The organism is Paenibacillus sp. Soil522 (assembly GCF_001428245.1).
Classification (GTDB): domain Bacteria; phylum Bacillota; class Bacilli; order Paenibacillales; family Paenibacillaceae; genus Pristimantibacillus.
On record NZ_LMRV01000044.1, the window covers coordinates 273,121 to 295,890 of the forward strand.

Genomic DNA, 22,770 nt, shown 5'->3' on the forward strand with positions numbered 1-22,770 from the left:
AGATAAGAAAGCTCTATCATGTAATAAAATCCAGACTTCTGTAATACATTTCATACTGGACAAGTTAGGTATACTATCCTATTGTTTTTTACGGGAATAGGAGGGGAGACGTCAATGTGGAGCTGGATAAAGCCGAAGAAGACGTATTCCAGCATTTTTCTTTACTCTTGCATAGCAGTAAGCTTGCTCACCCTGGTGTTCACCATGTTCCTGAGCCGGCAGTTCGCTCAAAGCGCAATGGATGAAATCAATAAGTCTAACCAAGAGAAAATGAACCAGGTCGTGAAAACCTCGCAATTTACTTTACAGAAATTGCGTCAGTTTGCCTTGAGTATTTATTCGGATGAAAATATCGCACTGTGGACCAACATGAGTGAAAATGATTATTCCCCACTGGCGTTAAATAAAGCGGCCGAAAGCGTAAGGAAGTTTAGGAGCAGCGAGCCTTTCATAGACGGCATTTATTTATTCAACTTCAATCTCGGCCAAATCTATACTTCAGACTCAAGTATTTATACGATACAGGATTTCTATGACCAGGCCATGCTGAATTACATTAAGAGTCAGAAAACTCCGTATCTGCAGTTTGTCAACCATGAGGTGAAGGGCAAATCGCATCTAGCGCTTGTCGTACCGGCAGCCGGGCCTAATCAGAACTATTATGGATTCGTGGCGATTCTGTTCAGCAAGCCGCTGCTGAATGAGCACATGCTGCAAATATCGGAGGAAGATCAGAACAAAATTTTTATTGAAGGGACAGATAAGGAGTTCATTCTGGGCAATACGGATGCCGCGTTGACGGAAGCTCTCATGGGGACGGATAAGCCGGAGGCGGCGGAACAGGGCTGGAAATGGGAGTCCGACAATGAAACCTGGTCCATTCAGACGGCACAGCTTCCTATTGAAGGATGGAAGGTTTATCATTTGTCACCTATCTCTCTATGGCAAGCGAAAATAACCAAGATCCTGACGGAAATTATCGTTTCCTCGATCATTCTGCTGTTCGCTTTGTTGTTGTTCTTGTTCTGGCAATCCTACCGCAGCTTGAAGCCCATTAGCGACTTGGCCTTTCAACTACAAAGCAAGCTCGGCAAGAAGCATCTGATGGCGCAGACAGCGAATGCCAATAATGAGATTGAGTGGATTCATTCCGGCTTCCATTTGCTGGTCGAGCAGATCGAGCAATTGGACTTGTCGATCAAGAGCAGCAAAGCTTTGGTGAAGGAGGATTTCTTACGTCAATGGATTCTCAATTCGAAAGCTTCAGGGCCCGTCGAAGCGTTTATTAGAAGTGAAACGAAAATCCTCCAGACGGGCTCTTTCCGCATGGCGGTCGTACGGCTGGAATCATACGGGCGGTTCAAGGAATGTTACGATTTCGCTTCGCGAAAATTGCTCCGCTATGCACTGGGCAATATTATGATCGAAGTTCTTGAGAATCACGGGTTTGCCGCGGAAACGGCCGATTTCAGCTCGGATCACCTCGTGGCGCTTATTTCTTCGTCCGCTTCGGGTGAAGATACGGCGCTGGTCATCGCAGCGATGGAGGAGGTAAGAGCTCAGATCAGACGGTGGCTGAAGCTGGAATTGCATGCGGCTGTCAGCTCCTTACTTCATATGGAAGACAATATGCACACCGTTTATACCCGGATGTACGAACTGACTTTGATCGGATTCATTTATAACGAGGATCGGGTATTCACCTCCGAAGATCTGGAGCGGAATCAGCTGGGCGAAGACAGCAAGCTCGATGAAGACTTGCTGAAGCAGGTGATTTATTCCGTTCACCTTAAGAACGATAAGGCTCTAAAGAGGTACCTGGATAAACTTACCTTGCATATGCAGGCGCTAAGCTATGAGGAATGCAAACTGCAGCTGACTCATATTATTTATTCGATTATGAAAAGCTTCAAGAACTATAAGACGTTCCAAGGAATGAAGAGCATCCATACTTTCTTGGAGCAATTTGCAACCATTGGAGAAGTAAACTCGTGGATGTACGGGGAGCTGCTGCAGATCATGGACCAGCACCGCAAGAAGAATACCTCGAGCCGAAAGGACGAGGTCGCCGCCGAGATGATCGAATATGTGCGCAACCATCTTCACAATCCAATGCTTTCCGTGGACGACATTGCCGCTCATGTATCCATATCTGTAAACTATGCCCGGCAAATCTTTAAGGAGCATTTTGAGTGCTCATTATCCGACTATATTACAAACCAACGGATCGAGTACGCGATCAAGCTGCTTACAACGACCGATTGGACGGTAGCCGATATAACGGAACAGTCCGGTTTTCAAACCAAGAGCACCTTCTATTCCCTGTTCAAACGGGCAACCGGAATGACGCCGAACCAATACCGTACTGAAAATATGCAAGCCAAAGAGTAGAAATCCGTACTTCAGCCAGTTGGAAAATGAATACTTGCCATTTATCAGCTTTCGTACCAATTGTTAGATACCGGACTGTACGGAAGCTGAACAACCCGTGTATGATCAGACAGAAGCGGGATGAGCGGGTCATGACGGAAATCGTCGCGGCCGCCGCCCGGATGATCATCAAGCAGGAGGGGTAAAGCCATGAAGTTAAGAAAAAGAGGGTTCTTGTTAATGGTCGTATCGCTAATCCTGACAGGAATATTGGCCGGCTGCAGTTCGAATGGGCCGGCTCCTTCCGAAACAGGTGAATCGCCGCAGGCTTCCGAGGACGGAAAATTGAATCCGGTTACATTGAAGATCATGTTCCCCGGAGACCCGCCAGCGGGCTGGGATGAAGTCAAGGCGGAGATGGAGAAGCGTCTGGCGGGTACGCTTAATATGAAGCTGAACGTGGTGTTTATCCCATGGACGGACGTTCTTCAGAAGCGTCAAGTTGCATTATCCTCCGCGGAAGACTACGATCTGATCTGGGACAATAATCCGGTGCAAAATATGGCCGCCGGCCTCTATGAACCGCTGGACGAATTGATCGAGAAATATGGGCCCGATATCAAGGGCAATCGTTCCGCGGAGCTGATGGAAGCCAATAAGGTAAACGGTAAATTGTATGCGGTCCCACTTGAAGTGAATTTCATCCGCCCATGGACGTTTGTCATTCGCAAGGACATTCGGGAGCAGCTGGGTGTCGAACCGATCAAGAGCTATGACGAGCTGATCGAATTTATGTATTTGGTGAAAGAGAAGGTTCCGGAAATCACTCCGTTCATTCCTAACGGTCCGGAGCATATCGGCTTGAGGCTTGCAAACATGCTTGATCCGACGGCCAACCTTGCCGCCGTATTGAACTATCCCGGATTGTACACCAAAGGGAACGACGGAAAGGTCTATAATATTTTCGATAACATGGACCCCATGATTATGAAAAATTTCGAGCAATATCGCAAGCTGTATCAGAACGGAATATTAGCCAAAGACGCCCTTACGCTTAAAAATGCGGAATTTTCCAAAGGAAAGGCGGCTGTTTCCACATTTTTCGATTTTGGCGTCAATCTGAATACCCGCTCGGCGCTTGAAAAATCGGTTCCTGGAGCTTCTGCCGAAGCTTTCTCCTTATACGACACCGGCATGAAGCTGAGCTCGACCTATAAAGCGGGCAATTTTATTGCCGTTCCGGTGGTCAGTAAAAACAAAGAACGCGCCATTCAATTTCTTAATTGGCTGAATCAGAAGGATAATTACGATTTACTTGCCTATGGTATAGAGGGGAAAAACTGGGAAGATGCGGGAGAAGGTCTTTATAACCCGATCAAAGATAACCCTTATGCGGGCATTCCTTTCGCATGGGGCTGGAATCCGAAGCTGGATCGAATCGATGCCAGCCTGCCTGAAGATGTTATTGCGCTGAATAAGTGGCAGAGGGATCCGAGTAACTTCACAACTGATATTCTGACGGGCTTCACCTTCAATCCTAGCCCGGTAGCCAATGAAGTGTCACAACTCAGCAATGCGGGCGTGGAGTTTTATAATCCGATCGTGATGGGGCTGGTGGAACCGAACGAGGGTCTGGCCAAGTTTAAGGAAAAGGCCTATGNACAACTCAGCAATGCGGGCGTGGAGTTTTATAATCCGATCGTGATGGGGCTGGTGGAACCGAACGAGGGTCTGGCCAAGTTTAAGGAAAAGGCCTATGGCGATATAAAGAAAGTCCAAGCGGAGTATCAGAAGCAACTGGATGAATATCTGGCTGGCAAGAACTAGTAAGCCATCAAAAAAGCCGGCGGCCTTGAAACAAGGCCGGCCGGTTTTTTTGAAATTGTGCCCAGTGGCACGAATCATCTAGTTGGTGAGTTTACTCAAGTATCGGTAAACTCCGTACTTTTCGCGAGTGATAGAATTCGAACCTTTACAGGGTGTTGCCGTTCATACCTATTGATAGATTCAAGACTATACGTACGGCATCACGAATGCGTAATATGCAAGTACAGAAGAAAGGAAAGGAGGCTTGAGATGGGGATTCTGCAGCAGCTGAGGAAAAACAAATGGCTTTACGCGATGTCGCTTCCCGTCATTGTTTACGTGTTTATTTTTTCTTATTTGCCGATGTCCGCTCATATATTGGCCTTCAAGCAGTTTACACCGGCAAAGGGACTCTGGGGAAGCGAGTGGGTCGGCCTTGACAATCTGACGTTTTTTTTCACCGGTCCGGATTGGCTGGGGGTTACGTTGAATACAATTTATTTGAATCTTCTGTTCATTGTATCGGGTACTGTATGTTCCCTATGCATTGCGCTGCTGCTGAATGAAATCCATCATTCCTTATTTAAAAAGGTGACGCAATCGCTCGTCATTCTGCCGCATTTTATTTCCATTATCGTCCTTAATCTGATGGTCACGAATTTCTTTAACGGGCAGGACGGGATGGTTAATCGCTTAATGAAGGAATTCAGTTTTCAGACGATCTCCTGGTTTCAAACGCCGGACGTTTGGCCTTGGCTGCTCACGATCATATTCGTATGGAAGGGAGCAGGGTGGGGCTCGATTATTTATCTTGCAACCTTGACGGGTTTCTCCGAGGAATATTATGAAAGCGCTAAAATCGACGGCGCCAAGCGATGGCAGCAAATTTGGTATATTACGCTGCCGCTGCTGCGGCCGACCATTATCGTGCTGACCCTTCTCTCGCTGGGACGCATATTTTATGGTGATTTCGGCTTGATTTACGGCATCATCGGAGACAATTCGCTGCTTTTCGATTCTACGGATGTGATCGATACGTATACGTACCGGTCTTTGAGGTCCACGAATATGAACAGCTACAGCAATGCTGCGGCAGTCGCCTTATTCCAGTCGGTTATGGGGCTGATCACCATTCTGTTCTTCAATTGGGTTGTCCGCAAGGTCGATAACGATTCGAAGCTATTCTAGAAAGGGAGTGATTGTATGAGCATGAAACAGAGGGATACTTCGCAACTTGCCGTTTCCGCAGCGGCTTATCTAGTCATCGGCATTTTCGCTCTGATTTGCTTTATTCCTTTCTGGCTTATGTATATCGGGTCGTTCACGGCGGAGAGCCAGATTGTCAAGGGCTTTCGTATGCTGCCTACGGAATTTACGCTTGATTCCTACCGCTTTTTGTTCCAGGGCAGTCAGGTGTATTACAGCAGTTTCGTTTCTGTTTTTATTACGGTGGCCGGCACTGTCGCAGCCGTGCTTATGACTTCCATGTTCTCCTATGTTGCGGCCCATCAGAAGGTAAAGTACCGGTATGTCCTTTCCTTCTACATTTATTTCACGATGCTGTTTCCGCCCGGTCTGGTCGGCTATTATTTGCTCATTTCCAACTGGTTGAACCTGCGGGATTCGCTGCTCGCATTGCTGCTGCCGCTCTTGTTCTCTCCCTTCAACGCCTTCTTGATGACATCATATTTCCGGACGCTTCCCTTCGAATTGAATGAAGCGGCAACCGTGGACGGTGCGCATGAGCTGTATATCTTCTTCCGGATCATCTGGCCGATTTCCATGCCGGTTATCGCGACGATCTCCCTGTTCTATGCCCTTTCTTATTGGAACGACTGGTTTAACGCGCTGATGTTTATCGACGATCCGCAAAATCATCCGCTGCAGATGATGCTGCGAAGAATCGTTTCCAATTCGGAGAATCTGGATTATTTGAATGCGAATGTCAATATTCCCGTCTCGACGACAGGCGTTCAGCTTTCGACGGTTGTTATTACGATCGGGCCGATCATTTTCTTGTATCCGTTTCTGCAGCGCTATTTTATCAAGGGGATGACGATCGGAGCCGTTAAGGGATAGGCGGGAACATGAATATCTGCTTCCAGCAGGAAAAAGCTTTTATTGGCAAGACTGGCGGAGCGGGACCAATCTTGAACATCGTATTTATTTGATTCCATAAGACGGAGGAGACAGATAGATGAAACCTCATTTCCGGTATACCCCGGAGCCGGTGCTGGAGCCGGTTCCGGGCTGCGAGTGGGCAAGCAAAATGGTGCTGAACCCGGCTATTGTTAAAGAACCGGCTTCCGATCGGCTGCATATGCTCTTCCGGGCAACGGGCCCATGGTCCCGGAAGCGCAAAGAAGGCAAGCATGAACCTTATCCGATCTTTCTCGGATATGCGGCGAGCAGCGACCTGGGGAGAACGTGGACTGCCGATTTCTCCCGGCCTGCCATTGCTCCTGCCCTGAATGAGCGGTATGAAGACATTTATATTACGGATATACACGGCAACCGCGTACGCGATTATTCGAACGGCTGCATCGAAGATCCGCGCATTTTTCCGGTAGAAGGGGAGCTGTATCTGTCCGTGGCATGCCGACTGTTTCCGCCCGGCCCTTATTGGCTTATCGATCAGGAGCCGCCGGTCGATACGCGCAACGACTATGTGCCGGAATGGGTGCATGAAGGTGACGATCCTTTCCGCGTGACCGCCCGCTCCAACCCGACCGTAACCGTGCTGTATAAGCTGGACCTGGATAAATTGAAAGAGGGCTGCTATGAGGAAGCCTTTGCCTATGTATGCCCGTTGACGGAGGGCCATGTCAGCGATAACCGCGACGTTTTCCTGTTCCCGAACAAGATGCTGATTGGCGGGAAGCTGCAATATGTAATGCTGCATCGCCCGATGACGCCTGCCTTATTCCCGCAAGGAGCCGGGGTAAAGAAACCGTCGATCTACCTCGCTGCGGCGGAGAAGTTGGAGGATTTCGCGAGCGGCCGGGCAACCCACCGTCTGCTGGCGACGTGTAAATTCCACTGGGAAGAGAATCGGATCGGGGCAAGCTGGGCGCCGCTCCAAATTTCGGCTGGCGAATGGCTGGTTTCTTATCATGGCAAGAAAGATGCCAGCTTCGGCTATACGCAATCCTTCATGATTTTGCGCGAGCAGGATAACGATTTCCCGGTTGTAGTGCATCGTAGCTCCGAGCGATTGATGTACGCCAGCCAGGAGTGGGAGATGCCGAGCGATTATCCTACGCCTTGCTTATTTACAACGGGAGGAATAGTTATCGGAGATGATCTGATTATGTCTTATGGAGCAGCCGATAAGAAAGCAGGCATTTCTTGGGTGAATTTTGCCGGGCTGGTAGAGTATATCAAGCAATTTGACGCAGAAGGCCGTAAGATTGAGAAGTAGAGGTATTAACTAGTAAAATTGGTTAATTTACTATAAAAAGAATATCTGTAGTTGTGTAAGCATACATACATTAAAGACGTTCTCGCGGTTGCTCTAATGCGACGGAGAGGTATTTTTATGTAAGCGCTTTACATGATTATTTAACTGATTAACTGTCTCAACAATGTCAATCTATTTAGATGGAGGATAATTATGAGCAAATGGTATAGATGTTATCGTGGCAATGCTTTTAAACTATTTCTAGCAATTGTGCTGGTATCGTCGTTTATCCCTGCCGGAGGAGCTGCTCTCGCGGAAGGTACGCTGCTCAAAACCGGAAACTATTATTACAGCCCTGCCCCGGATGCAGGCAATATTCCCGATAAAGGGGCTACCGGCTTGGTATCGTCAGAGAGCGGCATACTTTTTGACGGCTTAACGACGACTTATGCCGGATGGATGGGAAGCGCGACCGCCAAAGGGACGGTGCAGGTGGTGTTTGACCTGTTGAAGGACTATCCGCTGGACAGCATAAACATCGTATTGAATTCGCCCAACAGCTTTTGGGGGTTTAATCAATTTACGGTCAAATACCGCCCCGAGGCTGAGACGGAATATTACTATATTGCCGGCAAGCATGTAAAATCAGGAACCGCCTTGAACTATTCGGTCAATATCCCGATGAACAACAAGACGGCAAGGTTTATTGTTATCGATATTAAGCGTTCGCACTCCTTTCAGCATATCCCGCTTACGGAAGTGCAAATTTATAAAGGCACAGGCGATGAAGGGCAGAATCCGGCTCCTGCTTTTACCGTAGAGCAGATGCAGGCTGAGCTTAAGAAAGACGCTTTGATGGTGGATAAATACGGTCAGTGGGTTTATGAAACGTGGCCGGGAAAGGTTGCAACTGACGCGCAATTGCAGCAGGAATATGCGAATGAGGCGAAAGCGCTGTCGAAAGTTGTGCTGGACCGAAACAAATATGATCAGTACGGCGGGATTAAAGGCGGGGGACAGTACGCAGGTTCCGGATATTTCCGCCTTGAACAAATCGATAATAAATGGTGGTTTATTACGCCGGACGGCTATAAATTCATTTTAAAGGGCGTGGATGCGGCAAGCATGTGGGAGTGGGGATACGGTACGCCATATAAGAAAGCGGACGGTACTCCCCGGAAGGTGTTCGAGGAGCTTCCCGATCCGATCGCCTATGCTCCTGCTTACGCCAATGACTTAAATGGCGAAAGAGTCAGCTTCGTCATTGCCAACATCATGAAAAAATACGGCAGCAGCTATGAGTCGAAGTGGGAGGAAATCACCAAGAAGCGGTTGATCAATTGGGGCTTTAATGCCTTTAGCAAGTGGACCAGGCCTAATAATGTCACGTTTCCCTATATAGAGGTTCTGCAAGATCCGTCAACTTTGAAAAGGATTCAATGGACGTACGATGTGTTCGATCCGCAGGCTGCATCCATTATCGACAACGCCTTGAGCGCACAGCTTCAAAAGGCGAGGAATGACCGGTGGCTGATCGGCTACACCTACGATAATGAGGCCGGATGGACGACCGATATTGTAAAAGATATTTTGAAGTTTGATTCGACCTCTGCGGCGAAGGGCGCCTTTGTAGATTTTCTTGCGCCAAGATATAACAATGACATTGCCGCCGTCAACCAGCTTCTTGGCACGAACGCCGAATCATTTGACGCATTAAAGAATACGCCGATCGCAATCACGAGCGTTCCGGCTGCGGATGTATCGGACTATATCAAGCTGGCATCCAAAACGTACTTCTCGACGATTAAGAATATTATCGAAAAGTATGATACGAACCATTTGTTCTTAGGTTCTTCTATCGTTCCCACCTGGCGCACCAGTCTGGATTGGGATTCGGCAGCCATGGAATTTGTGGATGTTTTTTCCGTAGATAATTATACGAAAGATCCGGGCTGGATTTCCAGATATGAAGCTTTCGGAAAACCGCTGTTGAATCTGGAATATACATTTAGCACTAGCGAGCGAGGGTTATCACCTATCAATGGGGCTACAACCACAGCCAGTATAGCGGACAGAGGCATGGCTTACAAAGCTTTCATCGAGAGCCAAACAGCACATCCGCTGTATGTCGGCTCGGGCTGGTTTATGTACTATGATCAAGCGGTTACCGGGCGAAGAGACAACGAGAATTTCAATACTGGCTTGGTAAACCAGCAGGATCAGCCCTATACGGATATGGTCAATATCATGAAGAGCGTAAATGCAGGGCTGGAAACGGTCCATGCAAACGGGGGCTAAACCCGGCTCAGGCGAAATCAAATTATAAAAGGCAGAAAATACGTTTAGAGGCCTAAAATTGTTAGCAGGCCTCTAAACGTTCTGACTTATTTGTTATTATGATTTTTTTGATTACGGTTATTTTCATGTTCTTTCTTCTGCTTCATGAGCATTTCTTGCTGTTCAATCTTAGCCACCTTTTCAATCTTAGCTTCCTTGTTGGTCTTAGTTCCCTTGGTCTTTGTTTCCTTTGCCTTTGCTTCCTTCTCCGGTTTCGTTTTCTTGTTTAATTCTTTGCGTCAGCAGGAACTATCGCCTGGTCAGCCAATGGCTCAGAAGCTTGCTCTTCTTGAGCCTTATTTTCGAGCTTGGCAAGCTTTTTCTCCAAATGGCGGAAAGACTTTAGACCTACAAAGCGGGCAATTTTATTGATGCCAGCCTGCCTGAAGATGTTATTGCGCTGAATAAGTGGCAGATGGATCCGAGTAACTTCACAACGGATATTCTGACGGGCTTCACCTTCAATCCTAGCCCGGTAGCCGATGAAGTGGCACAACTCAGCAATGCGGGCGTGGAGTTTTATAATCCGATCGTGATGGGGCTGGTGGAACCGAACGAGGGTCTGGCCAAGTTTAAGGAAAAGGCCTATGACAATGTGAAGAAAGTTCAAGCGGAGTATCAGAAGCAGCTGGATGNCACAACTCAGCAATGCGGGCGTGGAGTTTTATAATCCGATCGTGATGGGGCTGGTGGAACCGAACGAGGGTCTGGCCAAGTTTAAGGAAAAGGCCTATGACAATGTGAAGAAAGTTCAAGCGGAGTATCAGAAGCAGCTGGATGAATATCTGGCTGGCAAGAACAAGTAAGTCATCAAAAAAGCCGGCGGCCTTGAAACAAGGCCGGCCGGTTTTTTTAAAATTGTGCCCAGTAGCACGCATCATCTAGTTGGTGTATTTACTCAAGTATCGTTAAACTCCGTACTTTTCGCGAGTGATAGAAATCGAACATTCACAGGGTGTTGCCGTTCATACCTATTGAGAAATTCAAGACTATACGTACGGCATCACGCATGCGTAATATGCAAGTAAAGAAGAAAGGAAAGGAGAGCTTAAGATGGGGATTTTGCAGGAGCTGAGGAAGAACAAATGGCTTTACGCGATGTCAATTCCCGTCATTGTTTAAGTGATTATTTTTTCTTATTTGCCGATGTCCGCTCATATATTGGCCTTCAAGCAGTTTACACCGGCAAAGGGGCTCTGGGGGAGCGAATGGGTGGGCCTCGACAATCTGACTTTTTTTCACCGGTCCGGATTGGCTGGGGTTACGTTGAATACGATTTACTTGAATCTTCTGTTCATTGTTTCGGGTACTGTATGTTCCTTATGTATTGCGCTGCTGCTGAATGAAATTCATCATTCCTTATTCAAAAAGGTGACGCAATCGCTCGTCATTCTGCCGCATTTTATTTCCATTATCGTCGTTAATCTGATGGTCATGAATTTCTTTAACGGGCAGGACGGCATGATTAATCGCTCGCTGAAGGAATTTGGTTTCCAGACGATCTCCTGGTTTCAAACGCCGGAGGTTTGGCCTTGGCTGCTCACGGTCATATTCATATGGAAGGGAGCAGGGGGGACCGATTATTTATCTTGCAACTTTAACGGGTTTCTCCGAGGAATATTATGAAAGCGCTACGGATGTGATCGATACGTATACGTACCGATCCTTGAGGTCCACGAATATGAACAGCTACAGCAATGCCGCGGCAGTCACCTTATTTCAGTCGGTTATGGGGCTGATCACCATATTTTGTTCTTCAATTAGGTTGTCCGCCGGGTCGATAACGATTCGAAGCTGTTCTAGAAAGGGAGTGATGGTATGAGCATGAAAAAGCGGGATTCACTGCTCGCGCTGCTGCTGCCGCTCTTGTTCTCCGCTTTCTGGAGCCGTTAAGGGATAGGCGGCCGGTCTTCAGATCCGTATCGAAATCGGAGGATTTAATTCCATAAGACGGAGGAGACGGATAGATGAAACCTCATTTCCGGTATACCCCGGAGCCGGTTCCAGACTGCGAGTGGGCAAGCAAAATGGTGCTGAACCCGGCTATTGTTAAAGACCCGGCTTCCGATCGGCTGCATATGCTCTTCCGGGCAACGGGCCCATGGTCCCGGAAGCGCAAAAGGAGCCGGGGCAAAGAAACCGTCGATCTACCTCGCTGCGGCGGAAAAGTTGGAGGATTTCACGAGCGGCCGGGCAACCCACCGTCTGCTGGGGACGTGTAAATTCCACTGGGAAGAGGATCGGATCGGGGCAAGCTGGGCGCCGCTCCAAATTTCGGCTGGTGAATGGCTGGTTTCTTATCATGGCAAGAAAGACGCCAGCTTCGGCTATACGCAATCCTTCATGATTTTGCGCGAGCAGGATAACGATTTCCCGGTTGTAGTGCATCGTAGCTCCGAACGATTGATGTACGCCAGCCAGGAGTGGGAGATGCCGAGCGATTATCCTACGCCTTGCTTATTTACAACGGGAGGAATAGTTATTGGAGATGATCTGATTATGTCTTATGGAGCAGCCGATCAGAAAACAGGCATTTCTTGGGTGAATTTTGCCGAGCTGGTGGAATATATCAAGCAATTTGACGCGGAAGGCCGGAAGGTGGAGAAAATAAACGCTTTACAGGAATGATTAACCGTCTTAACAAAATCGATGACTACTATGATGGAGGTTAATTATGAACAAATGGTATAGATGGTATCGAGGTAATGCTTTTAAACTATTTCTAGCAATCCTGCTGTTATCATCGTTCATCCCTGCCGGAGGAGCTCTCGCGGGAGGTACGCTGCTTAAAACCGGAAACTATTATTATGGCCCTGCCCCGAATGCAGGTAATTTGCCCGACAAAGGGTCAACCGGCTTGGTATCGTCAGAGGGTGGCATACTTTTTGACGGCTTAACAACGACCTATGCCGGATGGATGGGAAGCGCGACCGCCCAAGGGACGGTGCAGGTGGTGTTTGATCTGCTGAAGGACTACCCGCTGGACAGCATAAACATCGTATTGAATTCACCCAACATCTATTGGGGGTTTAAACAATTTACGGTCAAATACCGCTCCGAGGCTACAACAGATTATTACTATATTGCCGGCAAGCATGTAAAATCAGGAACCGCCTTGAACTATTCGGTCAACATCCCGATGAACAACAAGACGGCCAGATTTATTGTTATCGATATTAAGCGGTCGCACTCCTATCAGCATATCCCGCTCACGGAAGTGCAAATTTTTAAAGGCACAGGCGATGAAGGGCAGAATCCGGCTGCTGCTTTTACCGCAGAGCAGATGCTGACTGAGCTTAAGAAAGACGCTTTGATGGTGGATAAATACGGGCAGTGGATTTATGAAACGTGGCCGGGAAAGGTTACAACTGACGCGCAATTGCAGCAGGAATATGCGAATGAGGCGATAGCGCTTGCGAAAGTTTCGCTGGAACGAAAAAAATATGATCAGTACGGCGGGATTAAAAGCGGGGGACAGTACACATGCAGCGGATTTTTCCGACTTGAACAAATCGATAATAAATGGTGGTTTATTACGCCGGACGGCTATAAATTCATTTTAAAGGGCGTGGATTCGACAAGCATATGGGAGTGGGGATACGGAACACCGTTTAAGAAAACGGACGGTACTCCCCGGAGGGCGTTCGAGGAGCTTCCCGATCCGAGTGTCTATGCTCCCGCTTACTCCAATGACTCAAATGGCGAAAGAGTCAGCTTCGTCGTCGCCAACGTCATGAAAAAATACGGCATCAGCTATGAGTCGAAGTGGGAGGAAATCACCAAGAAGCGGTTGATCAATTGGGGCTTTAATGCCTTTAGCAAGTGGTCCAGACCTAATAATGTCACGTTCCCCTATATAGAGGTTCTGCAAGATCCGCCAACTTTGAAAAGGATTCAATGGACGTACGATGTGTTCGATCCGCAGGCTGAATCCATTATCGACAACGCCTTGAGCGCACAGCTTCAAAAGGCGAGGAATGACCGGTGGCTGATCGGCTACACTTACGATAACGAGGCCGGATGGTCGGCCGATATTGTAAAAGAGATTTTGACGTATAATTCGACATCTGCGGCGAAGGGCGCCTTTGTGGATTTTCTTGCGCCAAGATATAACAATGACATTAACTCGGTCAACCAGCTTCTTGGCACGAGCGCCGAATCATTTGACGCATTAAAGAATACATCGATCGCAATCGCGAGAGTTCCGGCTGCGGATGTATCGGACTATATCAAGCTGGCATCCAAAACGTACTTCTCGACGATCCGTAATATTATCGAAAAATATGATACGAACCATTTGTTCTTAGGTTCTTCTATCGTTCCCACCTGGCGGACCAGTCTGGATTGGGATTCGGCAGCCATGGAATTTGTGGATGCTTTTTCAGTAGATACTTATACGAACGATGCGGGATGGATTTCCAGATATGAAGCTTTCGGAAAACCGCTGTTGAATCTGGAATATACATTCAGCACTAGCGAGCGCGGGTTATCGCCCATCAATGCGTCTACAAGAACAGCTAGTATCGCGGACAGAGGCGCGGCTTTTAAAGCTTTCATCGAAAGCCAAACGGCACATCCGTTGTTTGTCGGCTCGGGCTGGTTTGAGTACTATGATCAAGCGGTTACCGGGCGCAAAGACGGCGAGAATTTCAATACAGGCTTGGTAAACCAGCAGGATCAGCCCTATACGGATATGGTCAATATCATGAAGACCGTAAATGCAGGGCTGGAAACGGTCCATGCGAACGGGGGCTAAACCCGGCCCCTAGCGAAATCAAATTATAAAAGGAAGGAAATACGTTTAGAGGCCTAAAATTGTATCAGGCCTCTAAACGTTTTAACTTATTTTTAGTTGTGGTTTTTTTGATTTTTTTCACTGCGGTTATTTTCATGTTCTTTCTTCTGCTTCATGAGCATTTCTTGCTTTTCAATCTTAGCTTCCTTTTTAATCTTAGTTTCCTTGGTCTTTGTTTCCTTGGCCTTTGCGTCCTTCTCCGTTTTCGTTTTCTTGTTTAAAGCCGTTTGTTGCTCCGCCTCGGTTTTGATTGAGGAGGCTACAATGGCATCACTGGAAACAATGGTATCCGGATTTGCGTCAGCAGGAACGACCGCCTGGTCAGCTAAAGGCTCGGAAGCTTGCTCTTCTTGAACCTTATTTTCGAGCTTGGCAAGCTTTTTCTCCAAATGGCCGAAAGACTTTATAATATTTTTCAAGAGTGATTTTTGGGCTTGCGGGTTTTTCACCTTTTCCAGCGCAGCGGTTAGAGATAAAATATTATGCTGCAAGTCGGATTTAACCTCTACCGCCTGTTTTAGATCCTCATCCTCATTCTCCTCTTCCGCTTCAGAAGCTACTAATTCTATTGCAAGCTGCTGGTTTTCAATAGACTTCTGAAGGACTTGAACCGACTTTTCCGTTTCCCCCTTAGCATGTAAGGCAGTCGCTTCGGAAAGACGCTCCTGAGCGAATTCAGCGAGCAATCTAGCCTCCTTCAAATCGTCAGCCGTAATCGATAGTCTGATGTTTTCATAGACGACTTTAATAAAATAGAAGAAATTCCCCGGCAAAAGGTTTGGAGTTTTCTCTTTGCTTTCCGAAACGGCCACCTCAGCCGATACATTCGTTGTCACCGTAGGAGAGAGTATCGGATCCGCCGCCTCCCCGGAAGCAAACGCACTGCCTGTCCCAACGCAGAATACAAGCATGCTAATTAAAGCGCCCTTTGCAAAGAAAGTATTTCTTTTTGGCTCTGTTATTCGTTTTTGACTCATTCCGATTACCACCCTCATGTTATTGTTTTAGCTGCAGCTGTATTTAAACTATACGGCATCGGGATATGTTTTCTGGGGGTTGACGGGTAACGCCCGCCCGGTAAGCAGCAAAATAGCATTAGTATACCGATATTATGAGGATAAGCGTATTGGATCCACAAAATCAGCGCATCTGGGTAGCCTTTACTTTGTGTACTTGATAGAAGAACGCCATGTTTAGGGCGGCTTTGTGCGATCTAGCTCCATGTCAGGAAGAAATCTGGTGAATTGCGTATCGATGCAGCCAAGAGCTCAATTGTGCCAACGGTGACTTGGGTTAGCCGCTCATATGCCGACTGGAAGAAAACGTGAAGCTCAGTGTCCGAATCCAGATCATCACGAGATACATTGGGAAAATCAGTCAGAAGAATGGGATGATTGCGGGTGCGGAGCATACCTTCAACATCTTGCAAAAATGAAACGAATTCGAGATCCCCAAGCTCGCGCATCTTCTCGTTCAGCGCAGCCCATCTCGCCTCCTGAGCCAGAAAAAAGGCGCTCCACCAGTAAAATTCCTGTACCGACTCTATAACATGGCTGTAATAAGTGCAGAAAATAAATCCCTTCATCCCAATTGATAAAGTTTCGGTTGCCGTTTAAACTAAACTGAGGGACGGGACACGAAAGTTCAAAAAAAGTTAGTTAATTCCACCACGGCGTCCCTACTACTTCAATCGATCCTGGCATGATATCTGCGCTCGTCAGTAGAAAATTTTGATTTTCATCCTTAAAATAAACCTTCACTTATATGCTTCTCCAACAAAGCAATAATGGCTTCATATTTTTGCACCATGGCGTCCCGGTCCTTATTCTTATAATCAAAGAATCCTTCACTGGCCGAGCTTTTTCCCCACTTCGCCAAACCGAGTGCATCTGCAAATCCGGTCTTTGTGAACAAATTCGGGTCTGCTCCGTTGTCGAGTAAATATTGGACAACTTCCAGCTGGCCATGACTTACTGCATTATGCAAAAGTGTATAACCGTGATTAGGAATACCTATTTGAGTGTATTCAAACTCTTGATAGTTAATAGGGAAACCAGCATCCAACAGCACTTTCGTCTCCGCGACGCTATCGGTTGCAAAATCATACGGTAACATACCGTCCACGCCCATAGGTATCGTAAGGGCTCTCCAATCTTTTAGAAGATGCTTGAGCTGCTTCACATTGTCCGACAGTAGCGCGCTATTAAGGGCTTCCTGTTCGGATGACAATACCCAGATCAACGCCATATCATCGCCTTTATAGTACTGAAGTGTCCCACCGCTAGATTCAACAATGAATCGAATGGGGATATACAAGGTTCCATTATCCAGCATAGGTGCCATTTTGAGCGTTTTCTTCTGGTTGTCCACGTAAGCAGTCGTTGAATTAAGCTTTACTTTAATGGTATGGGTAGCGCTTGATAACAACCATTCTTTACTCGAAGCCGACCAAGTCAAGTTTAGATGCAGCGCAGAAGCCGCCGCACGCAGCGAAATCATATTTTCGGTGCGCCCTTGTTTCGTTATCTTCTTATAGACAACGGATTGGCCGTCTACGTACAGCAATACTTGCGCCGCTTCTTTTGGTTTTGCCATCGTGGTTGGTGAATAAAGCAAGGTAATAAAGAAAATCAAGCCTAGAAGCAGATTTAACTTTTTCATCCATTTCCCCCCCCGTTATGAATCATTCCTCGCACCCATCCTTAGAAAATGGATACAGCATACCTATAATACAATGAATGCAACAAATGGAATACTAAACATATGCTGCACGTATAATTCATGATTATAATGTAGCTGTAGGTGACGAGGGAATAATTTATAGGATAGATAATCTATTAAAGAGAAACTCGGCGGCAAAATCCATTTTAAATATTCCTTTACGAGAATATTCGTGTTGTGGTATATTGATATCAGCAAGAAAATACAAACTCCAAACAATAACGAACGCGTACAATTTACAGCAAGAGAACGGATGATGACCATGAATGCTAACGTCATGAGTGCCTTGGCAGAGCCTAACCGCATGCAGATTGTTGAGCTTTTGCGCGAACGTCCGCTCACCGTAGGGGAAATCGCCGAACGGCTGCAACTGCGCCAGCCTCAAGCATCCAAGCATTTGCGTGTTCTAAGTGAGGCTGGCATCGTGGAGGCCCAGGTGGACGCCAATCGCCGGATCTACAGGCTGCGGCCGGATCCTTTCAGGGAGCTGGACGATTGGCTGGAGAGCTACCGCGTCATATGGGAGGAGCGGTTCGACCGCCTGGATGACTATTTGCAGAAGCTGCAGGGCAAGGAAACACGGTAAGAGCAGCAAGACTGACCTTGGGATGATAGGTGAGTTTTGTGAACACTGTGACAGACTATTTTGACCAACTAATGAAATCGAGGAGGATGTTAAAAATGACAAATCAAATGGTATCCAAGGTTGAGGAAAAGGTGCTTATCTTGGAGCGTGTGTTCAATGCCCCTCGCGAGCTGGTGTTCCAGGCGTTCTCGCAGGCGGAGCATCTGAAGCATTGGTGGGGTCCGAGAGGCTGGACGCTTCCGGTATGCCATGTTGATTTCCGCATAGGCGGGGTTTGGCATTATTGCATGAAGTGCGAGGATAAGAACCAGGGCGATTACTATGGCATGGAATCATGGGGCAAGGGTGTGTACCGTGAAATCGTCGTGCCGGAGAAGATTGTGTATGTGGATTATTTCTCCGATGCGGAGGGCAACGTGGCGGAAAATATGCCTGAAACGAACATAACGCTGACCTTCATCGAGACGGATAGCGGGACAAAGGTCATTAACCGCGCGGAATATGCGACGGCTGAAGGATTGCAGCAGGTGCTGGATATGGGCATGCTGCAGGGCATCACAGATACCTGGAACAGACTGGTTGAGCATCTGGAGTCGATTCAGAAGAACGGTTAAACTATTGGATGAACAAATGCTTTTTATAAGAGAGATGACATAATCGTCATCTCTTTTTTCTTTTCGAGAATAGAAAACCTTCTGTTAACTGAATGTTTGAATTGTTTGTATATGGATCGAGAATATTGACATTATATACTTATGGTGTAATATTACACTATAAGTATATAATGATACGATATGGGGTGGGCTAATGGATAAACAGCAGTTAATCGAGACCCTTTCAGGCAAATTGAAATTAGTACGAGTTGAAAAAGGATATACACAAGATCAAATGGCTGAAGTTCTGGGAGTGTCTAAGAAAACATTAGTTCAAATTGAAAAAGAAAGAATGCTTGCTGGCTGGACAAATGTGGTGGCATTATGTGCTTTGTTCCGTGACAGCCAAGTGATTCAATCGGTTTTGGGCGGAGATCCAGTAGAAGTGATTGAAACGATTGCTCATAATGGATTTGTACGTTCAAAGGATAAAACATTTGGCGGTAAAGTATGGTGGAAAGAAGAAGAGAAAAAAGGTTCATTTCGGATACAGCTAAATATGATTAGCCACCATTACAGAATTATTGATGATGATGATTTCCGATGGTTTAGCTCATTTGATAGAGAAGAAACGTTAATTCAATTAGAAAAGTTATCGAACAGGATGTGATAATTGGTGAAGCTATTCAAATTTTTTAGCTTTTGGCTTACTTTGTTTGCGTTAGGTATTTGTTTATTTAATTTGTTTGGCTATGACGATAAGAACTTATTACTTTTTTTGACAAGCCCAATTTTGTTGGCTTTGGAGGATTATTCATCTTTTTTTAAACGATTCATTTCACATCAAATGTTAATATGGTTATTTTATTTACTGAATGTGTTTTTTTGGTATTGTATCGGATTGTTTATTGATTCAATTGTCCACCCTTCAAAACGAAAAAAAATGTTAATTTCTCTTTCTAGAATAGGTATAGTTTCTTGCGTAATCATACTTATTTCAGTTGCTTTTTATACATTTCAAAACTCAGAGAAAGAAATCAGTAATATTCTTAAACATCCTGACAAATACAATGAACAATCAGTTCAAATAGCGGCTATTAAATCTGCAGAGGATGGCTATGGTGATAAATATGTTGATGAAATGGCAGCGATTCTACAAACAACAAATAGTAGAGAAGTTTCTAACAGTACCATATATGCACTCGGAATAATTGGAACACCGAATTCAATAAAAGTCATTATAGAAAATCACAAAGATTCCGATGTTTTAATTTACTCGCTACAAATGAATGAGAATACAATCATATCCATGATTAATGTAAACCAACCGCAAAATATGATCAACGCTGGTATAGAGGCAACAAAATTATTGAACTTCAGTTCATTTATTCAACCGCTAAGCAATATTAAAAACAATTATCCCAACAAAGAAACGCAAGAAAAAGCTGCGAAAGCCTTACAACAAATAAGCCAAAACCCTCAAAAAAACAATCCTAAATTCAATATTGATTAAATAATCTTCGACCTTGACAACAAGCTCGACATTTAGACGAGCATTTTTTTCTCATTTCTATTTTTATTGTTACTGATTCATACATTGCAGCAGCCGGATTGACTCTTTCTCGATGGCGTTTCTAAATAGGACACTTCAGGTCTTTATTTTATTATGATGGGCTTTGGCCGTTTCCTGATTAATATGGCTCCACATAGACTATCATGTACTTTACTTGTTTGGAGAAAGGGGCATTATATGAACATTCCGATAACCGGATTCGTTATGAATTCTGGAGATGACGATGCCAATCATTCGCATAAACTATATATAACGTCTTGGAACGGTACACCTGTCCATGTCCATTCTTTTGCCGGTATGACTTCCTATAATGATGGACATTCCCACCAATACGCCAATTGGACTGCTCCTGCTCCTACCGGTGTACCTCATGTTCACGGGTATTACACCATGACCTCTGTGGATGACGGTCATACCCACATCATTCAGGGGACAACTGGCCCGGCCATTGCCCTTCCAGGGAGCGGGCACTACCACTTATTTGAAGGATATTCGACAATAAACGGAAGGCGTCCTCATTCTCATGCTTATAGCGGAAGAACGGGAGACGAAGTTAGTTCTTAAAATATGTATCATAAATTGTAATAAAGTCAAAAAGAATAATTGCAAAGAATAAGCTGATTCTCGGGATAAATTCCGAAGTCAGCTTTTTTTTCGTTTCGTTCTCTAAACCGCTTGAGAGCTATTTTACAACTTCGTGAAATATTCATGAAACTGATTATTCAACTTGGTTTCGCATCTAATAGATTTGCACAATATCTGATTTAATTATACTTGTACGCAGAGAATACTAGGAGTAGAATGGAAAAAGATATAAATGTAAACGGTTTATTGGGAGAGATTCGCTAAAAATGGAGGCTTAACATTAGATGCAGCCAACAACGCATGACATGATTCGTGCAAGCGCTTTAAAAAGAACGTTCGGACGCGGAAGCAGCGCGGTAACTGTGTTGAAGGGCGTAGACTTATCAATCCCTTCCGGCAAGCTAATCGCGTTTAAAGGAAGATCCGGCTCAGGAAAAACGACGCTTATTAATTTGTTAAGCGCGCTGGATCGTCCGACAGAAGGACAAATTACGTTTGGCGGGCGCGATTTGACAGCAATGTCGAATCAAGAGAGAGATCTGGTGCGGCGCAAGGAAATGGGACTTATTTTTCAATCCTTCGCCTTGATCCCTCTTATGTCTGCCTATGAGAACGTGGAGTTTATATTAAGAGTTTCGGGTGCGTCAGCTAACGGCCGTAAGGAAACGGCGATTGAAGCATTGGAGCAGGTCGGCTTGAAGGGGCGCATGCATCACCGGCCTTTCGAGCTGTCGGGAGGGGAGCAGCAGCGGACGGCAATCGCGCGGGCAATCGCCCATAAGCCTAAGCTGCTGCTTGCCGATGAGCCTACTGCGGAGCTGGACAGCCGTACCGGCCTGCAAATTATGAAGGTGTTTCGCGATTTGGTAGAGACGGCAGGAATGACGATCATTATGACGACGCATGATCCTGCCATTATGGAAATTGTTGACCATGTGTATGAATTGGAGGATGGACAAATTGTCGCAAAAGCTTAAACCGCTGCTTTGCTGGTCAACTGCGCTGCTCATTAGCGCTTCACTTACAGGGTGTTCCTTGCTCCCAGCCGAGGAGCAGGCGTTAAAGCCGCCGCTCATCAAGCCGGCCCAAGAAAATTATCGGACGGTTACGGTCGAGAAAGGTACGATCACGCAGGAGATTAAAGGAAGCGGCAGCCTGGAATCGACGCAGTCGGAGATTGCGCAGTTTACAGGCCAAGGCGGCCGCATCGCGAAGATGATGGTTGACTCCGGCGCGAAGGTGAAAAAGGGCGATGTGCTTGTCCAGCTAAATGTAGACGGATTAGACATTCAACTCAAGGAGCAGCAGCTGTCGGTTGCAAGAGCAAAGTTAGCGCTCAAGCAAGCTAAACTCAGCGGAGACAGCGATGCGATTGACATAGCAAAGCTGCAAATGGATATTGAGAACCTAAAGCTGGAGCGATTGATGACAACCTTCAACAGCAAGCAGCTCGTTGCCGGAATGGATGGCCAAGTCACTTTCGTCGAGGAGTTAGAGGAGGGTGATTTTGTCGAGGCCTATCAGACGCTGGTCATTATTTCCGATCCATCGAAGCTGCGCGTGGCGCTTCGGGTCGAAGCAGGCGCGGAAATAAGCGGCGTGGACGTCGGCTTCCCGGCTCTGGTAACCTTTGGCGATCAGGTGCTGCAGGGCAAAGTGGTGCAGACGCCTTCTTCCGCTCCAACAACGTTGAACGAACAGCTGCAGGATCGTTACTCCAAAACGCTGTTTATCGAACTGCCGAAAATACCGGTCGACGCATCGATCGGAGCGTTCGCAGACGTAAGGATCATTTTGCAGCAGCGTGAAGACATCTTGAAAATTCCGCGCAGCGGCGTACGCAGCTTCCTTGGCAGAACGTTCGTAAGAACGCTGGAGGACGGCAATAAAATTCGTGAGATCGATGTGGAAACGGGGATTAAGGGCTCGACTGAAATTGAAATCACGAAGGGTCTGGAAGAGGGCGCGATCGTCGTGCTGCAATAATACCTGCATGAGTCCGTT

22 protein-coding genes and 1 pseudogene are annotated in these 22,770 nt (G+C 46.4%); 20 read left to right on the forward strand and 3 right to left on the reverse strand.

Annotation, left to right across the window (positions count from 1 at the left end; all coding sequences use genetic code 11):
• The first annotated feature begins 114 nt into the window (after positions 1–114).
• The 13 genes and pseudogenes from ASG81_RS14955 (at position 115) to ASG81_RS15000 (ending at position 14,669) form a co-directional block, all read left to right on the forward strand.
• A complete protein-coding gene (locus ASG81_RS14955) occupies positions 115–2,391 on the forward strand; it encodes an AraC family transcriptional regulator (RefSeq protein WP_056635539.1) in 2,277 nt (758 codons plus the stop codon).
• Between the two features lie 426 nt (positions 2,392–2,817).
• On the forward strand, positions 2,818–4,030 hold a 1,213-nt coding region (locus ASG81_RS14960), incomplete at its 3' end, for an extracellular solute-binding protein (RefSeq protein ID WP_235548885.1).
• Between the two features lies 1 nt (position 4,031).
• Positions 4,032–4,197: pseudogene (locus tag ASG81_RS33710) on the forward strand (DUF3502 domain-containing protein); the annotation flags it as partial.
• 249 nt (positions 4,198–4,446) lie between these two features.
• The gene (locus ASG81_RS14965; RefSeq protein ID WP_056635545.1) at positions 4,447–5,364 is read left to right on the forward strand and encodes an ABC transporter permease; all 918 of its coding nucleotides are present in this window, start codon (positions 4,447–4,449) and stop codon (positions 5,362–5,364) included.
• Between the two features lie 15 nt (positions 5,365–5,379).
• The gene (locus ASG81_RS14970; protein WP_056635548.1) at positions 5,380–6,255 is read left to right on the forward strand and encodes a carbohydrate ABC transporter permease; all 876 of its coding nucleotides are present in this window, start codon (positions 5,380–5,382) and stop codon (positions 6,253–6,255) included.
• A 118-nt stretch (positions 6,256–6,373) separates the two neighbouring features.
• A complete protein-coding gene (locus ASG81_RS14975) occupies positions 6,374–7,597 on the forward strand; it encodes a hypothetical protein (RefSeq protein ID WP_056635552.1) in 1,224 nt (407 codons plus the stop codon).
• A gap of 192 nt (positions 7,598–7,789) precedes the next feature.
• A complete protein-coding gene (locus ASG81_RS14980; RefSeq protein ID WP_056635555.1) occupies positions 7,790–9,874 on the forward strand; it encodes a hypothetical protein in 2,085 nt (694 codons plus the stop codon).
• A 454-nt stretch (positions 9,875–10,328) separates the two neighbouring features.
• On the forward strand, positions 10,329–10,548 hold a 220-nt coding region (locus ASG81_RS29920), incomplete at its 3' end, for a DUF3502 domain-containing protein (RefSeq protein ID WP_155971570.1).
• A 45-nt stretch (positions 10,549–10,593) separates the two neighbouring features.
• On the forward strand, positions 10,594–10,719 hold the full coding sequence (locus ASG81_RS34005; RefSeq protein ID WP_442952885.1) for a DUF3502 domain-containing protein: 126 nt from the start codon (positions 10,594–10,596) through the stop codon (positions 10,717–10,719).
• 406 nt (positions 10,720–11,125) lie between these two features.
• Positions 11,126–11,539, forward strand: coding sequence for a hypothetical protein (locus ASG81_RS32815; protein WP_056635561.1), 414 nt, complete (start codon positions 11,126–11,128; stop codon positions 11,537–11,539).
• A 341-nt stretch (positions 11,540–11,880) separates the two neighbouring features.
• A complete protein-coding gene (locus ASG81_RS32820; RefSeq protein ID WP_235548880.1) occupies positions 11,881–12,135 on the forward strand; it encodes a hypothetical protein in 255 nt (84 codons plus the stop codon).
• Positions 12,083–12,541, forward strand: a complete 459-nt coding sequence (locus tag ASG81_RS14995) for a hypothetical protein (RefSeq protein ID WP_235548881.1) — start codon at positions 12,083–12,085, stop codon at positions 12,539–12,541. Before ASG81_RS32820 ends, ASG81_RS14995 begins: the two co-directional genes overlap by 53 nt.
• A gap of 46 nt (positions 12,542–12,587) precedes the next feature.
• Positions 12,588–14,669 (forward strand): hypothetical protein, encoded by a 2,082-nt coding sequence (locus tag ASG81_RS15000; protein WP_056635566.1) that lies wholly within the window; start codon positions 12,588–12,590, stop codon positions 14,667–14,669.
• Positions 14,670–14,761: 92 nt separating this feature from the next.
• Here the strand turns inward: ASG81_RS15000 and ASG81_RS15005 are convergent, their stop codons facing one another.
• The 3 genes from ASG81_RS15005 to ASG81_RS15015 form a co-directional block, all read right to left on the reverse strand.
• Entirely contained in the window at positions 14,762–15,685 is a 924-nt protein-coding gene (locus tag ASG81_RS15005) for a DUF5667 domain-containing protein (protein ID WP_056635567.1), read from the reverse strand.
• 236 nt (positions 15,686–15,921) lie between these two features.
• Positions 15,922–16,293: a hypothetical protein gene (locus ASG81_RS15010; protein WP_155971556.1), complete on the reverse strand. Its 372-nt coding sequence runs from the start codon at positions 16,291–16,293 to the stop codon at positions 15,922–15,924.
• 158 nt (positions 16,294–16,451) lie between these two features.
• Positions 16,452–17,369, reverse strand: a complete 918-nt coding sequence (locus tag ASG81_RS15015; RefSeq protein ID WP_056635573.1) for a stalk domain-containing protein — start codon at positions 17,367–17,369, stop codon at positions 16,452–16,454.
• Positions 17,370–17,691: 322 nt separating this feature from the next.
• On the opposite strand from ASG81_RS15015, the gene ASG81_RS15020 reads away from it, so the two are divergent.
• The 7 genes from ASG81_RS15020 (at position 17,692) to ASG81_RS15045 (ending at position 22,752) form a co-directional block, all read left to right on the forward strand.
• Positions 17,692–18,015 carry an ArsR/SmtB family transcription factor gene (locus tag ASG81_RS15020; RefSeq protein ID WP_056635722.1) on the forward strand — a complete coding sequence of 108 codons (324 nt, stop codon included), beginning with the start codon at positions 17,692–17,694 and terminating at the stop codon, positions 18,013–18,015.
• Positions 18,016–18,110: 95 nt separating this feature from the next.
• Entirely contained in the window at positions 18,111–18,629 is a 519-nt protein-coding gene (locus tag ASG81_RS15025) for an SRPBCC domain-containing protein (RefSeq protein WP_056635576.1), read from the forward strand.
• Positions 18,630–18,822: 193 nt separating this feature from the next.
• Positions 18,823–19,278 carry a helix-turn-helix transcriptional regulator gene (locus ASG81_RS15030; RefSeq protein WP_056635579.1) on the forward strand — a complete coding sequence of 152 codons (456 nt, stop codon included), beginning with the start codon at positions 18,823–18,825 and terminating at the stop codon, positions 19,276–19,278.
• A gap of 6 nt (positions 19,279–19,284) precedes the next feature.
• Positions 19,285–20,121 carry a hypothetical protein gene (locus ASG81_RS15035; protein ID WP_056635582.1) on the forward strand — a complete coding sequence of 279 codons (837 nt, stop codon included), beginning with the start codon at positions 19,285–19,287 and terminating at the stop codon, positions 20,119–20,121.
• Positions 20,122–20,358: 237 nt separating this feature from the next.
• Positions 20,359–20,745 (forward strand): YmaF family protein, encoded by a 387-nt coding sequence (locus ASG81_RS29930; protein WP_081417355.1) that lies wholly within the window; start codon positions 20,359–20,361, stop codon positions 20,743–20,745.
• A gap of 305 nt (positions 20,746–21,050) precedes the next feature.
• Positions 21,051–21,743: an ABC transporter ATP-binding protein gene (locus ASG81_RS15040; RefSeq protein WP_056635585.1), complete on the forward strand. Its 693-nt coding sequence runs from the start codon at positions 21,051–21,053 to the stop codon at positions 21,741–21,743.
• On the forward strand, positions 21,727–22,752 hold the full coding sequence (locus ASG81_RS15045) for an efflux RND transporter periplasmic adaptor subunit (protein ID WP_056635588.1): 1,026 nt from the start codon (positions 21,727–21,729) through the stop codon (positions 22,750–22,752). Before ASG81_RS15040 ends, ASG81_RS15045 begins: the two co-directional genes overlap by 17 nt.
• Positions 22,753–22,770: the final 18 nt, after the last annotated feature.

Bases quoted from the DNA above. Each gene is read 5' to 3' on its own strand.
- ASG81_RS14955 (WP_056635539.1), top strand. From the start codon at position 115: ATGTGGAGCTGGATAAAGCCGAAGAAGACGTATTCCAGCATTTTTCTT.
- ASG81_RS14965 (WP_056635545.1), top strand. From the start codon at position 4,447: ATGGGGATTCTGCAGCAGCTGAGGAAAAACAAATGGCTTTACGCGATG.
- ASG81_RS14970 (WP_056635548.1), top strand. From the start codon at position 5,380: ATGAGCATGAAACAGAGGGATACTTCGCAACTTGCCGTTTCCGCAGCG.
- ASG81_RS14975 (WP_056635552.1), top strand. From the start codon at position 6,374: ATGAAACCTCATTTCCGGTATACCCCGGAGCCGGTGCTGGAGCCGGTT.
- ASG81_RS14980 (WP_056635555.1), top strand. From the start codon at position 7,790: ATGAGCAAATGGTATAGATGTTATCGTGGCAATGCTTTTAAACTATTT.
- ASG81_RS34005 (WP_442952885.1), top strand. From the start codon at position 10,594: ATGGGGCTGGTGGAACCGAACGAGGGTCTGGCCAAGTTTAAGGAAAAG.
- ASG81_RS32820 (WP_235548880.1), top strand. From the start codon at position 11,881: ATGAAACCTCATTTCCGGTATACCCCGGAGCCGGTTCCAGACTGCGAG.
- ASG81_RS15000 (WP_056635566.1), top strand. From the start codon at position 12,588: ATGAACAAATGGTATAGATGGTATCGAGGTAATGCTTTTAAACTATTT.
- ASG81_RS15005 (WP_056635567.1), bottom strand. From the start codon at position 15,685: ATGAGTCAAAAACGAATAACAGAGCCAAAAAGAAATACTTTCTTTGCA.
- ASG81_RS15010 (WP_155971556.1), bottom strand. From the start codon at position 16,293: ATGAAGGGATTTATTTTCTGCACTTATTACAGCCATGTTATAGAGTCG.
- ASG81_RS15015 (WP_056635573.1), bottom strand. From the start codon at position 17,369: ATGAAAAAGTTAAATCTGCTTCTAGGCTTGATTTTCTTTATTACCTTG.
- ASG81_RS15020 (WP_056635722.1), top strand. From the start codon at position 17,692: ATGAATGCTAACGTCATGAGTGCCTTGGCAGAGCCTAACCGCATGCAG.
- ASG81_RS15025 (WP_056635576.1), top strand. From the start codon at position 18,111: ATGACAAATCAAATGGTATCCAAGGTTGAGGAAAAGGTGCTTATCTTG.
- ASG81_RS15030 (WP_056635579.1), top strand. From the start codon at position 18,823: ATGGATAAACAGCAGTTAATCGAGACCCTTTCAGGCAAATTGAAATTA.
- ASG81_RS29930 (WP_081417355.1), top strand. From the start codon at position 20,359: ATGAACATTCCGATAACCGGATTCGTTATGAATTCTGGAGATGACGAT.
- ASG81_RS15040 (WP_056635585.1), top strand. From the start codon at position 21,051: ATGCAGCCAACAACGCATGACATGATTCGTGCAAGCGCTTTAAAAAGA.